This window comes from Onishia taeanensis, from assembly GCF_900100755.1.
Taxonomy (GTDB): domain Bacteria; phylum Pseudomonadota; class Gammaproteobacteria; order Pseudomonadales; family Halomonadaceae; genus Onishia; species Onishia taeanensis.
Window position 1 is genome coordinate 438,145 of record NZ_FNCI01000003.1, and the last position, 13,595, is coordinate 451,739.

Annotated in this window: 10 protein-coding genes; 4 read left to right on the top strand and 6 right to left on the bottom strand. The window is 64.2% G+C overall.

What is annotated here, in order from left to right; translation table 11 throughout:
- Window positions 1-5: 5 nt before the first annotated feature.
- The 6 genes from BLR71_RS06645 to BLR71_RS06670 form a co-directional block, all read right to left on the bottom strand.
- The gene (locus BLR71_RS06645) at window positions 6-1,004 is read right to left on the bottom strand and encodes an adenosine deaminase (protein ID WP_092524347.1); all 999 of its coding nucleotides are present in this window, start codon (window positions 1,002-1,004) and stop codon (window positions 6-8) included.
- A 117-nt stretch (window positions 1,005-1,121) separates the two neighbouring features.
- Entirely contained in the window at window positions 1,122-2,822 is a 1,701-nt protein-coding gene (gene cydC / locus BLR71_RS06650) for a thiol reductant ABC exporter subunit CydC (protein ID WP_092524349.1), read from the bottom strand.
- Window positions 2,823-2,832: 10 nt separating this feature from the next.
- On the bottom strand, window positions 2,833-4,518 hold the full coding sequence (gene cydD, locus BLR71_RS06655) for a thiol reductant ABC exporter subunit CydD (protein WP_092524469.1): 1,686 nt from the start codon (window positions 4,516-4,518) through the stop codon (window positions 2,833-2,835).
- 4 nt (window positions 4,519-4,522) lie between these two features.
- Window positions 4,523-5,524 (bottom strand): cytochrome d ubiquinol oxidase subunit II, encoded by a 1,002-nt coding sequence (gene cydB, locus BLR71_RS06660; RefSeq protein ID WP_092524351.1) that lies wholly within the window; start codon window positions 5,522-5,524, stop codon window positions 4,523-4,525.
- Window positions 5,525-5,527: 3 nt separating this feature from the next.
- The gene (locus BLR71_RS06665) at window positions 5,528-6,943 is read right to left on the bottom strand and encodes a cytochrome ubiquinol oxidase subunit I (RefSeq protein WP_092524353.1); all 1,416 of its coding nucleotides are present in this window, start codon (window positions 6,941-6,943) and stop codon (window positions 5,528-5,530) included.
- A gap of 220 nt (window positions 6,944-7,163) precedes the next feature.
- Complete coding sequence (locus BLR71_RS06670) at window positions 7,164-8,150, bottom strand: calcium/sodium antiporter (protein WP_092524355.1); 987 nt, start codon at window positions 8,148-8,150, stop codon at window positions 7,164-7,166.
- 132 nt (window positions 8,151-8,282) lie between these two features.
- Between BLR71_RS06670 and BLR71_RS06675 the strand changes: the two genes are divergently transcribed.
- The 4 genes from BLR71_RS06675 to BLR71_RS06690 all read left to right on the top strand — a co-directional run bounded on the left by BLR71_RS06675 (window position 8,283) and on the right by BLR71_RS06690 (window position 13,463).
- Entirely contained in the window at window positions 8,283-9,665 is a 1,383-nt protein-coding gene (locus BLR71_RS06675; protein ID WP_422730758.1) for a paraquat-inducible protein A, read from the top strand.
- Complete coding sequence (gene pqiB, locus BLR71_RS06680; protein WP_092524359.1) at window positions 9,655-11,319, top strand: intermembrane transport protein PqiB; 1,665 nt, start codon at window positions 9,655-9,657, stop codon at window positions 11,317-11,319. The genes BLR71_RS06675 and pqiB overlap by 11 nt, the downstream gene beginning before the upstream one ends.
- A gap of 17 nt (window positions 11,320-11,336) precedes the next feature.
- A complete protein-coding gene (locus tag BLR71_RS06685) occupies window positions 11,337-11,963 on the top strand; it encodes a PqiC family protein (RefSeq protein WP_092524361.1) in 627 nt (208 codons plus the stop codon).
- 153 nt (window positions 11,964-12,116) lie between these two features.
- Window positions 12,117-13,463, top strand: coding sequence for a DEAD/DEAH box helicase (locus BLR71_RS06690; protein ID WP_092524363.1), 1,347 nt, complete (start codon window positions 12,117-12,119; stop codon window positions 13,461-13,463).
- Window positions 13,464-13,595: the final 132 nt, after the last annotated feature.

Genomic DNA, 13,595 nt, shown 5'->3' on the forward strand with positions numbered 1-13,595 from the left:
GCCCATTAGCCGGCCATCGCCGCAAGCCGCTCAAGCAGCTCGTCGCGACGCGCCTCGCTCATGAAGGCGGCCTCGATGGCGTTTCTGGCCAAGTCAATAAAGGTCTCCTGCGACCAGCCGAAGGCACGCTCGCAGGCCTTGAAGTTCTCGAGCATGCCGCCACCGAAGTAGGCCGGGTCATCCGAGTTCAGGGTCAGCGTCAGGCCCGCCTCGAGCAGCGCCGGCAGCGGGTGCTGATCCAGCCGGTCGACGACCTTGAGACGCACATTCGACAGCGGACATATGGTCAACGGCAAGCGACGCTCGACCAACTCGGCCACCAGCGCCGGGTCCTCGAGGCAGCGCACGCCGTGGTCGATACGGCAGACATCGAGCTGCTCCATGGCCTCGCGAATATAGCTCGCCGGCCCCTCTTCGCCGGCATGGGCTACCCGCGGCAGGCCGAGCGCCTTGGCACGCTCGAAGACGGCGGCAAACTTGGACGGCGGATGGCCGAGCTCGGCGCTGTCGAGCCCCACCGCGTCGATCATCTCCCAGTAGGGAGCGGCTTGATCGAGCACCCCCATGGCCTCAGCGGCGGAACGGTCGCGCAGGAAGCTCATGATCAGCGCCGAGGTCAGGCCCAGCTCACGCTCGGCCAGGCGCATGGCTTTGGTCAGCCCCTCTATTTGCACATCCATCCGGATGCCACGACTCAGGTGCGCCTGGGGGTCGAAGGACAGCTCGACGTGCACCACGCCCTCGGCATGGGCGCGGCGAAAGTAATCCATGGCCAGGTCGAAGAAGTCGTCAGCGGTCCGCAGCACCGCCATGCCCTGGTAATAGAGGTTCAGGAAAGATTGCAGGTCGTCGAAGTCGTAGGCGGCCCGTACCTCTTCCACTGAGCCATAGGGCAACGCCACGCCATTGCGCTGAGCCAGGGAGAACATCAGTTCTGGTTCTAGAGAACCCTCGATATGCAGATGCAGCTCGGCTTTCGGCAGGCGGGTCAGGAAGTCTTGCATGGTGCTCTCCATTCAGTCTTGCACTATCGTGGGGCATGTCTCGCATCCACGCAAAGCCTTTGCACGCGTCTGGCTCGACAGGCCCCACAGGCAGCGTGCTCTCGCATCAGCCCAGTATCAGCCAAGCCGGCCGTCGCGCAAGGTCAAGGAGCGCAGAATGCCCGGCGGGTCGCTGCCATCGTGGCGCAGCTGATGCACCAGATAGAGCACGGTACGACCGCACAGCCAGGTATCCAGGCGCTCCGCGATGCGTGCAGCCATGGGACGATCCAGCCCGGCGAAAGGCTCGTCGAGAATCACCAGCGGCGCGTCCAGCAGCAGCACGCGCGCCAGCACCAGGCGACGCGCCTGACCACCGGACAGCTGCCGACCGCCTTCGCCCACTCGGGTCTCGAGCCCATGGGCCAGTTCGCGGGCCCAATCGGCCAGCTCGACGAGCTCGAGCACATGCCATAACGAGGCCTCGGTGGCCTCGGGCTGAGCCAGGCGCAGGTTGGCGGCGATGCTGTCGTCGAATAGCTCGCTGTGCTGGGTGAGATAGGCCGTACGAGTTCGCAGCTCATCGAGGCTCACATCGACAAGCGGAATGTCATCGCGTAGCACCTCACCCTGATCGGGGTCGAGCAGGCGCACCAGCAGCGCCGCCACGCTAGACTTGCCGGCCCCCGACGCCCCCAGCAGCGCCAGCCGCTCGCCAGGCTCGAGACTGAGATCGAGCCCATCCAGCGCCGGTGTCAAAGCACCGGGATAGGTGAGAGTGACGTTTCGCAGACGCACCCCTGGGGCGCCGGCGACTGGCACCGCCGGCGACTCGGGTTCGCTGAGCACACTGCGTGAACGCCCCAGGGCATTGAGGCGGCGCGCCGCGGCGCGGGTCGCCCCCAAGCCAGTAAAGGACGCCGGCAACGCCCCCAAGGCCTCGCCCATGGCCAGCACGGCCAGCGGCATCATCACCATCAAGGGCCCCGACAGCGCCTCGGCCCGATAGGCCTCGGCGGCAAGCCAAAGTGCCAGCACCGCCGCCAGACTGACGCCCAATCCCACCAGAGCATTGCCCAGGGCTGCTACTCGCCCGAGCTGCCACTGATCGGCATAGAGTGCGGCCTGATCCGCATCGATACGCGCTCGATGCTGGCTCAGGGTGCCATAACTCTTGAGCTCGGCGAGGCCCTGTAAGGTTTCGAGAATCCGCCCGCGCAGATGGTCGAGGGTCGCCACGCGGCGGGTGCTGGCCGCCATACCAAGGCACGCCTGGCCAATCACCAACCAGGCCCAGAGGGCAAGCAGCACAGCGCCGACCGCCAGCCCCGCCGGCAGCAAGAATATCCCCAATAGGCCGCTCACCAGCGCGATGGCAAGCAGCGCCACTAGCGGCGGCGCCAATAAGCGCAAATAGAGGCTATCCAGGGTATCGATATCGGCGGTCAAGCGGTTGAGCCATTCGCTGGCCCGCCGCTGACCCAGCGCCCGAGCATCGAGACGGGCCAGGACCGCGAACATACCGCTGCGCAGCTCGGCCAGCAGACGCAGTACGCTGTCATGGTTGTAGACCCGTTCAAGATAGCGGGCCACCGTTCTCAGCACCGCGAAGAAGCGGATACCGCCGCCAGGGGCGTAGACCTCGAGACTTGCCGCCATGCCCGCCGCGAGCATCGCGCCGGTCAGGGCAGTGGCAGTGATAAACCAGCCGGACAGCGCCAGCAGACCAATCGCCGCGCCTACCGTCAGCGCCAGCAGCAGTGCTCCCAGGGCCATACGCGCCCGCCGCCTGGCAAGCAGCTTGAGCCAAGGGCGCAGTTCGCTTATCAAGATTCTCATTTCAGCGCTCTCATGCTGTCGCCTCCTCGACCTGCTGACCGGCCTGAATGCGCACGACCCGGTGGGCCATCGCCATCAGCGCCGGGTGATGGGTCGCGATGATCAGGGTCCGCCCCTCCTCGACCAGCCGTGCGAGCGACGCTGCGACTTCCGCTTCGCTGTCTTCATCGAGGCTTGCGGTGGGTTCATCGAGCAACACCAGCGCTGCATCGCTCAAGAACACTCGCGCCAGCGCCAACCGCTGCGCCTGGCCACCGGACAGCCCAGCCCCGCGCTCGCCGACCGGCGTATCGAGCCCTTCTGGCAGGCGTGACAGCAATCCAGCAAGCCCAGCTCGCTGCAGGGCTGCTTGCATTCGTTCATCACTGGCTTGGGTGTCGGCGAGGCGCAGGTTGTCGGCGATCGTGCCCTGGATCACCAGCGGACGCTGATCCATCCAGGCGGGCCGACGCTCGCTCATCACCTCGGCGCTGCCCTCACTGGGCGCCACGAAGCCGGCAATCAGTTGCAGCAGCGTCGATTTGCCGGCCCCCGAGGGTCCCGTCAAGGCGATGACCTCACCGCGCGACACCTCGAGCGATACCGGCCCCAGCACCTGGCCGCGTCCGGCATGTTCGACGCAGGCCTCGCTGAGCCGCACCAGGGCGTCGTTATTGCCGCTGTCCGCTGAGCGCCTCTCAAAGGTCTCTGGCGGTGTCTCGTTGAGGATAGCCACCAGCGCCTCGGCGGCGCCCAGGGCCGCGGCGCGATCATGATAGTGCTGGGAAAGGCTACGCAGTGGCTGAAAGAACTCCGGCGCCAGCAGCAGTATCGTCAGGCCACTGAACAAGGTCAGCGACGACGAGGGGCCATAGGTGATATAGCCCAACAGGCCGAAGCCCACGTAGATGGCGATCACCGCGATGGCCACTGAAGCGAAGAACTCAAGCACTGCCGAAGACAGAAAAGCGATGCGCAGGGTCTTCATGCTGCGCGCGCGATAGTCGTCGGCGGCAGCGAAGACCTCGGCGGCAGCCGTGGCCGTTCGCCCGAACAGTTGCAGCGTGGTGATGCCGCGTACCCGGTCGAGAAAGTGCCCTGAGAGTCGCGTCACGGCCGCAAACTGGGCCTGATTCAGGCGCTGGGCGCCCATGCCCACCAGGGCCATGAACAGCGGAATCAGCGGGGCGGCCAGCAGCAGGAATATCGCGGCCAGCCAGTCGAGGCCCAGCACGATGGCAAAGATCAGCAGCGGCAGCGCGGTGGCAAGCCGCAGCTGGGGCAGGAAGCGGGCAAAATAGCCATCCAGCGCTTCGACCTGCTCGACCAGTTGACTGCCAAGGCCCGCCGAGTGGCGAGATGACAGCCGCACCGGGCCCAGCGCCGTCAGGTGATCGAGCAGCGCGGCCCGGGCACGGCCACGAATCGCCAGACTGGCCGCTTGCGCCGTGGTTTCCTGGGCCCATTGTGCCAGCGCGCGCACTCCCAGCACACCGATCAAGGCCACGAACAAAACGCCAACCGGCGCTTCTGGGGCGCCGGTCAACAGTCGGTCAATGATGATGGCCAGCAGTAACATCTGCACGATGGTGCAAAGCCCTACCCCCAGACCGGCAAGCGTGGCGAGCGTCAGTCGGCGGCGCTCGCCGGCGGCCAGCTCCTTGAGCCAGCGTTTGGGGGTAAGAGACTCCTGATGGCTGGCGTCATTCGCTGGCATGACGTCAGTGGTAGCCTTCACCGGTACGCACCTTGCCGCGGAATACCCAGTAGCTCCAGGCGGTGTAGGTCAGCACGATGGGAATCACGAACAGCACCCCCAGCAACAGGAAGAGCTGGGATTCCGGCGCCGAGGCGGCGTCCCAGATGGTGTGGTCCGGTGGCACGATCACCGGCCACTTGCTCACCACCAGCCCCAGATAGGTAAAGATGAACATGCCCAGTGTGGCGATAAACGGCATGCCTTCACGGCGATGGCTCACCCAGCGATAGATACCGTAGGCACAGGCCATGGCCAGCACCGGCAGCAGCCAGATCAGCGATACCTGACCGAACCAGCGCTCACGCACGCTGCCATCGACGAAGGGGGTCCAGGCACTGATGATGGCGAACACGACAAGCACCGCTGCCAGCAGCTTGGGGGTAATGCGATAGGCCCATTCCTGAACATGGCCTTCCGATTTCAGGATCAGCCAGGTGGCCCCCAGCAGCGAGTAGCCCGCCATCATGCCAAGGCCGGTGAGCACGGTGAACGGCGTCAGCCAGTCCAGGGCACCGCCGACATAGACAAAGCCTTCGGTCTCGAAGCCCTGAATGTAGGTACCGACCACCGCCCCTTGGGCGAAGGTGGCGACCGCCGAGCCCCAGCAGAAGGCGCGGTTCCACCAGTGGCGGTTGCGCTTGGACTTGAAGCGAAACTCGAAGGCCACGCCTCGGAAGATCAACCCGGCCAGCATCAGGAAGACGCCGATATAGAGGGCCGGCAGAAATACCGAATAGACCAGCGGGAAGGCGCCCAGCAGGCCCGCCCCGCCCAGCACCAGCCAGGTCTCGTTGCCGTCCCAGATCGGCGCCACGGAGTTCATCATCACATCGCGCGCGTCTTCGTCCGGGGCGAAGGGAAAGAGGATGCCAAGGCCCAGATCGAAACCGTCCATCAGCACGTACATGATGATCCCGAAGCCGATGATGCCGGCCCAGATCAATGACAAGTCGAAGGTTTGCATGGCTTAGCTCCTGACCGGATGACCGGCGTCATCGTCGAAGGGAATATGAGCGGCGGACAGCGGACGCTTGGCACGTTCGATATCATCGACCACGGTTTCCTGGTCGTGGGGCAGCATCCCCTGGCGAATGACCCGCATCAGGTAATAGACCCCGCAGCAGAACACCACCGCATAGACCGCGATGTAGCCGATCAAGGTGAACAGCGCCATCCCCCCGGTCAGCGAGGGCGTCAGCGCTTCGGCCTGCGTCATCATGCCGTAGACCAGCCATGGCGACCGGCCACCTTCGGTGACGAACCAACCGGCCAGTACCGCGATAAAGGGCGAGACACCCATGGCAACCAGCAGCTTGAGGTAGCGATCACACTGATACACTCGGCCGCCGCGACGCAGCACAAGGCCGGCAACCGCCACGCCAATCATCGCCAAGCCAATGGCCACCATCACGCGGAAGGACCAGAACACCAAGGGTACGAACGGCTGCTCATCGCGGGGAACGTCCTTGAGGCCAGGCACCACGCCATTCACATCGTGCGTCAGGATCAGGCTGGCCAGGCTAGGAATACCGACCTCGAAGTGGTTCTTCTGGGCGTCCATATCCGGCAGCGCAAACAGCAGCAGCGGCGTATGCGACTGGGTCTCCCAATTACCTTCCATGGCCGCCACCTTGGTCGGCTGGTGCTCGAGGGTATTGAGGCCATGGAAGTCACCGATGACCGCCTGAGCCGGCGCCAGCACTAGCAGCAGCCACAAGCACATGGAAAGCGCCTTCTTGTTGGCCACCTCATCTCGCCCGCGCAGCAAATAGTAGGCGCTGACGGCCGCGACAACGAAGCCCCCCGTCAGGAAGGACGCGGTCGCCATATGCATGAAGCGATACCAGAAGGAGGCATTGAAAATCGCGGTGGACCAGGATGTGACGTGGAAAGCGCCGTCGATCAGCTCCACACCCGCCGGAGTCTGCATCCAGCTATTGGCTGAGAGGATCCAGAAGGCAGAAATGAAGGTACCCACCGCCACCATGGTAGCGGCGAAGAGATGAACGCCTTGCGGGACCTTGCCGCGGCCGAACAGCAGCACGCCGAGGAAGCCCGCCTCGAGGAAGAAGGCGGTCACCACCTCATAGCTGAGCATCGGCCCCAGGAAGTTGGCCGACGCCTGAGCGAAGTTGCTCCAGTTGGTGCCGAACTGGAAGGACATCACGATGCCGGACACCACCCCCATGCCGAACACCACCGCGAATACCTTGGTCCAGAAGGTGGCCAGGCGTTCCCAGGCGGGGTTGCCGTTGGCAAAGTAAAGCCCGTTCAGCAGTGCGATGTAGGACGCCAGGCCGATCGTAAAGACCGGGAAGATGGCGTGGAAAGACACCACGAACGCGAACTGAATACGCGACAGGATGAGTGGATCAAGCTCCATAAGAGCCTCCTCGTCATGGGGTGATGGCGATACCGCTAGTCGAATTCACTGCCATTTATTATGTTTGCAACTGACAGCGCCAATGCTAAGGCAAAGGCGCATGAAAATCGTCGTTCCAAGTGTGTCGCGATGCCGCACTTTCGCCGCTAGAAAGCGTGGTTTTTTGTCGCAGGTTTTGCTTCAGAGGCTGCTCTGAGGGTCATGGCGTATTACGGCCGGGTCAACCGTCGGCCAGCAATACGACGCGGATCAGGTAGAGGCTGTAACCGACGAACAGAGCCAGCAACAGCCCGCCCTCTAGACGGTTGATGCGACCAGCGCGCCCCTTGAGTCCGATGGCAAACACCGTCATTGCAAGGGTCATCACCGCCATGACGGGCCAGTCCCGCACCATGACCTCGCCGCCGACCTGAATGGGCGCAATCACCCCGGCCAGCCCCACCACCCCTAGGGTGTTGAAGAGATTGGAACCGACCACATTGCCCAGCACCAGGTCGTGCTCGCCACGCCGTAGAGCACTCAATGAAGAGGCAAGCTCCGGCAGCGAGGTACCAATCGCCACGACCGTCAGGCCTATGATCAGATCGCTGACACCAAAGGTCTGCGCAATGGCCACCGCCCCCCAAACCAGTAGGCGGGAGCTCGCCACCAGCAGCACCAATCCCACCAGCGTCCAGAGCACGCTCACCTTGAGCGACATCGGATGGCTATCGAGACTGTGGTCGGTTTCGCTTGCCAACGCATCGCCTGCGGCCTCTGCCTGGCGGCCCTGCCAAATGCTCGCGCCGATAAAAATCGCCAGCGCCAGCAGCAGAATGATCGATTCCGCGGTACTGATCACGCCATCACGAAGCTGCCAGCCAGCTAACAGCGTAGCAGCGCAGAGTATGGGCAGCTCTCGGCGCAGCACACCGGACTGCACCGCCAAGGGCGCGATCAGCGCCACCAGCCCGAGAATCAGCCCGATGTTGGTGATGTTGGAGCCATAGGCATTGCCTAGCGCCAGCCCTGGGTTACCCTGAGACGCCGCCAGCGCCGAGACCATCAGCTCAGGCGCCGAGGTGCCAAAACCGATCACCAGCATGCCGATCAGTAGAGGCGACAGCCCCAGGTAGCGGGAGGTCGCAGCCGCCCCGTCGACAAATCGCTCGGCGCTCCATACCAGTAGCGCCAGTCCTGCGATGACCGCCAATATCGGCAAGCCCATATGGTCTTATCCTTTTGATTCATTGAATGGTGATGACTATCGGCCTTCTGGCGCCGCACTGTAGCATCGTCTTCCATCAGGATTGTATGTATTCGACCAGCCGTCATAATGGGGAAAAGAAGGAACCTGGCCTTGATCGATACGCTGCCCCCAGATCCGCGCCTTTCCGTGCTGGAAGGCCCACCAGAAGCTCATGTGTCTCGGCGCCGGCTGCGCGCCTGCCATGAGTGCGACTGGCTGGTGCGTCTGCCACCGTTGCACCATGGGCAAAGCGCTGACTGCCCGCGCTGTGGCCATACGCTTTCGACCCGGCATTATCGCCCCGCCGAGCGGAGCCTGGCACTGGCCATTGCAGCTCTGTTGGCGCTGATCATGGCGGTCTGCCTCCCCTTCGTCAGCTTCCAGGTCAGCGGCATTGGCAATCGCATTGTATTGACCCAAACCGCCACCAGCCTGATTGGCATGCATCAACCGCTGGTGGCCATTGGCGTGGTGTTGACCACCATCGTCTTGCCGACGGTCTATCTGCTAAGCGTTATCTGGCTACAGATTGGCCTGCTGCGACGCACCTTGCTACCAGCCAGTCGCAGCATCGCCAGAGCCCTGTCGCACCTACACCCATGGATGATGGCGGATGTCTTCATCATTGGCGCCTTGGTCAGCCTGATAAAGGTTGCCGGCATGGCCGAGGTCTCGCTTGGCCTAGCCTTCTGGGCCTTCTGCTGCTTTGCCCTGCTGTTACTGCTAGCGACCCAATCGCTGGATGCCGACTGGATGTGGTTCTCTCTGGTCGGTGAGCCCACCGCTCCAGAAGGGGTGGTGACGGGAGCCCGGGCCTCTCCCCAGGGCCTAACCGGCTGCCCTACCTGTGGCCTAGTCAATCGCCTGGATGCCGAAGGCAAGGGGCGCTGCCGGCGCTGCGGAGAGCGACTTCATGCGCGCCTGCCCCATAGCCTGCAGCGCACCTGGGCCCTGCTCGCGGCTGCCACGCTGCTCTACATCCCGGCCAACGTCTACCCGATCATGATCACCACCTCCCTGGGTCACACCGAACCCTCGACAATCATCGGCGGGGTCATCACGCTATGGCAGCATGGCTCCTATCCGATTGCCGCGATCATTTTCATCGCCAGCATCCTGGTGCCGGTGAGCAAGCTGATCGCCATGGCGTGGCTGTGTCTGATGGTGCCTCGCAGCGGTGAGTTGCAGGCCGTAGCGCGCACCCGCCTGTACCGCATTACCGAGTTCATCGGCCGCTGGTCGATGGTCGATGTGTTCGTGGTGGCCATCCTGGTGGCCTTGATTCGCGCCGGCAACCTGATGTCCATCGCCCCAGGGCCGGCCGCTCTCGCCTTCGGCTCGGTGGTCGTACTGACCATGCTCTCGGCCATGGCCTTCGATCCTCGTCTGATATGGGATCCGCCCCTGCCTCGATACCGCCAGAGCGCCAGCGAGAAAAACGCCGACGTGCCGCCCCCTTCTTCTGATCGCAAGGACGTTGCCCATGACCACTGAGCCATATGGCCAGGACACGCCGCCCGCCCGCGCCAGCATCAGCCGGCATACCCGGCTTTCACCGATCTGGATCGTGCCATTCGTCGCCATGCTGATCGGCGCATGGCTGCTGTACGACGATTACGTCAGCCGCGGCCCACAGGTCACGCTGATCATGAGCAATGCCGAGGGCATCGAGGCCGGCAGCACCCTGATCAAGACCCGTAACGTCGAGGTCGGCCGAGTCGAGCAGGTGGGCCTGTCCAGCGACCTGAGTCACATCCGCGTGATCGCCCGCATGAGCCCTGATGTGGAGCCCATGCTGGTCGAGGACACCCAGTTCTGGGTCGTCAAGCCGCGCATTGGCCGGGAAGGCATCAGCGGCCTCAACACCGTGCTATCGGGTGCCTATATCCAGCTGCAACCCGGCAGCAGCGACGAGACGAGTAACCGCTTCGAGGTACTCGACCAGCCGCCTGTGGCACCCGCCGATGCCAAAGGCATCCGCATCAACCTTGTCGGTCAGCTCGGCAATTCGCTGAGCGTCGGCGACCCCGTCACCTATCAGGGCTTCACCGTCGGCCGTGTCGAGGAAGCGCGCTTCGACCCCGACACTCGCCGGATGCGCCACCGCGCCTTCATCGAAACGCCCTACGATGTGCTGGTCACCGATAGCACCCGTTTCTGGCCCGCCAGCGGCATCGATCTCAAGCTCGATTCCGAGGGCGTGAGCATCAACGTCGAATCCCTGGAAGCCCTGCTCGGCGGCGGCGTGACCTTCGGCGTGCCCGAGGATGTGCCACTTGGCCAGCCGGTGGCAGAAGACACGACGTTCACGCTCTATGAAGATGCCGAAAGCGCCCGCCAGGGGACCTTCAATCGCTACCTCGAGTATGTCCTACTGGTGGATGACACGGTGCGCGGCCTGTCCAAGGGGGCGCCGGTGGAATTCCGTGGCGTGCGGGTCGGCACCGTGGCAAGCGTGCCCTGGGAGTTCAGCATCGATCAGCGCTCGCGCCGCTCAGGCTTCGCCATTCCCGTGCTGATTCGTATCGAGCCACAGCGGCTCGGCGAGAATCTCGAGAGCCTGGACCTCGAGGCCTGGCGAAAGCGCTTCGAAGGCTGGTTCGAGAACGGTCTGCGAGCCTCGCTGAAGGCCGGCAACCTGCTGACTGGCGCTCTCTATGTCGACCTCAACTTCCAGCGCCCCGCCGCCACGCAATATCTCGCCGACAGCTATCAGGACCGCCCCGTGTTCCCCACCACACCGGCGGGGCTCGCGCAGATCGAGCAGAAGGTCTCGAGCCTGCTCGACAAGCTCAATGGTCTCGAGGTGGAACCCGTGCTCGACGGTCTGAATCGCAACCTGGACACCTCTCAAGCGATGCTCGAGGAAGTGCGAGCGCTGACCGAAAGCGTCAGAACACTGACCGACAACCCCGACACACAGAATCTGCCGGGCACGCTCAACGAAACCCTGGCAGAGCTCAGGACCACCCTGGAGGGGCTGTCACCGGGCTCTACGGCCTACGACGAGCTCACCGGCACCCTCGAGCGTTTCGACGCCCTGATGCGTGATCTGGAACCGGTCGCCAAGACGCTTAGCGAACAACCCAATGCCTTGATCTTCGACCGCCCGCGCGGCGAGGATCCTCAACCGCGAGCCCCCCGATGAACGGCAAGGAGAGCCCCATGATCGTGATCCGTATACTGGCCCTGCTGAGCGCGTTGAGTTGGCTTGCAGGCTGTGCCACCAACGCCGCGCCGACCCGCCAATATGGCCTGCCGCCCGATCAACTCGCTGCGTCGCAAGCCGGCATCACTGCGGCTGCCGACCAGCGAAGCGGCTCGCAAGTACTGGTCGTTCGACCGCTGGCCATGGCGAGTTTTCTCGAGCAACAAGGCATCGTGCTGCAACTCGACGACATCACCTTGAACCCGGCCCGGGATCATCTCTGGGCCGAGGAGCTTGGCCCGATGCTCGAACGCGGCCTGCGACGCCGTCTGGGCCATCGCCTGCCGGACACTCGGGTACTCGCCGAAGCCAACCCGGCAGCACCGCCCAGCGCCATGACGCTGCGCCTGGAAGTCGAGAGCTTCCAGGGCCGTTATGATGGCCAAGCGGTCGCGGCCGGCCAGTGGCAGCTGCGTGCCCCGGACGGCGAGTTGCTGACCCTGGATACCTTCGAGGTCGAGACACCGCTGGACGCCGATGGCTATCCGGCCCTGGTACGGGCCCTCGGCCAGAGCTGGGATACGCTTGCCGACCGGATCGCCGAGCAGGTTCGCAGCCTGCGCGGAGCGTCCGAGGCGCCATAAAGCTGCGCCCAGCAGATTTTTCTGTCATCATGCGCATCCGCGGCACTTTATGGTCCCTCCTGCCGCGTCTGTCATCGATTTTTTCTCACGGCACCGCCCGGGACTCGCGCCATCTCACCGGCGAGCGGCGGTGGCGTGTTATCCGGAGTTTGCATGAGCTTTTCCGACCTTGGCCTGCGTAGCGAACTGCTGCGCGCGGTCGAAGAACAAGGCTATACCGTTCCCACCCCCATCCAGCGCCAGGCCATTCCGGCCGTGCTCGAGGGTGGCGACCTCCTCGCCAGTGCCCAAACCGGCACCGGCAAGACCGCCGGCTTCACTCTGCCACTGCTGCAGCGTCTCGCCGACGGCCCGCGCCCCAAGGCCCGGCAAATTCGCGCCCTGGTGCTGACCCCGACCCGTGAGCTTGCCGCCCAGATCGGCGACAACGTGACCGGCTATGGCCGTCACCTGAACCTGACCTCCAAGGTGATCTTCGGCGGTGTCGGCCAACAGCCGCAGGTGGATGCCATCCGCCCAGGCCTGGATATCCTCGTCGCCACGCCGGGTCGCCTGCTGGATCTGCATCAGCAGCGCCACATCGACCTCTCCAAGGTCGAGACCCTGGTGCTGGATGAAGCCGACCGCATGCTGGATATGGGCTTTATCCACGACATCAAGAAACTGCTGCGCCTGCTGCCGGCGAAGCGCCAGAACCTGCTGTTCTCGGCGACCTTCTCCAACGAGATTCAAGCGCTGGCCAACCAGTTGCTCGACAAGCCGACGATGATCGAAGTGGCGCGTCGCAACACCACCGCCGAGACCGTCGACCAGGCCATCTACAAGGTCGACCGGGAGAAGAAGCGCGAGCTGCTGGCTCACCTGATCACCGAGCATCAGTGGTATCAGGTACTGGTCTTCACCCGCACCAAGCACGGCGCCAACCGTCTGGCCGAGCAGCTCTCGAAGCAGAACATCCCGTCGATGGCGATTCATGGCAACAAGAGTCAGTCGGCACGCACCAAGGCGCTGGCGGCCTTCAAGTCGGGTGACCTGCAAGTGCTGGTGGCTACCGACATCGCCGCCCGTGGCCTGGATATCAGCGAGCTGCCCCATGTGGTGAATTTCGAGCTGCCCAATGTGGCGGAAGACTACGTTCACCGTATCGGCCGCACCGGTCGAGCCGGCAGCGAAGGCCAGGCGGTCTCGCTGGTTTGCGTCGACGAACATGGCCTGCTCAAGGGCATCGAACGGCTGATCAAGCGCGACCTCGAAAAGCGCATCGAGCCGGGCTTCGAGCCCGACCCCAACGCCAAGCCCGAGCCCATCGAGAATGGTCGCGGCAAGGGCGGCGGTCGCGGCCGCTCTGGAAACGGCCGCGGCGGCAGCGGCCGTGGTGGAGACAACCGCAATGCGAGCGGTAACGGTAATGGCCGCGGCGGCAATGCCGGCAACGGCCAGCGCCGCCAGGACGAGGCGCGCGCGCCACGCCGCCGTGCCAAGCGCCCCCAGCAGGCCTGATAGTGCTGGGGCCTGAGAAGGCCGCCAGCGCTACCTTCGCCCGCAGGCCCCTTGCGATGCCGCCTCTGGCGGCATCGTTGCATTGAAGTAACGCAAGGATGCGTCGCATCATGACCCGCGACTCTCGATACG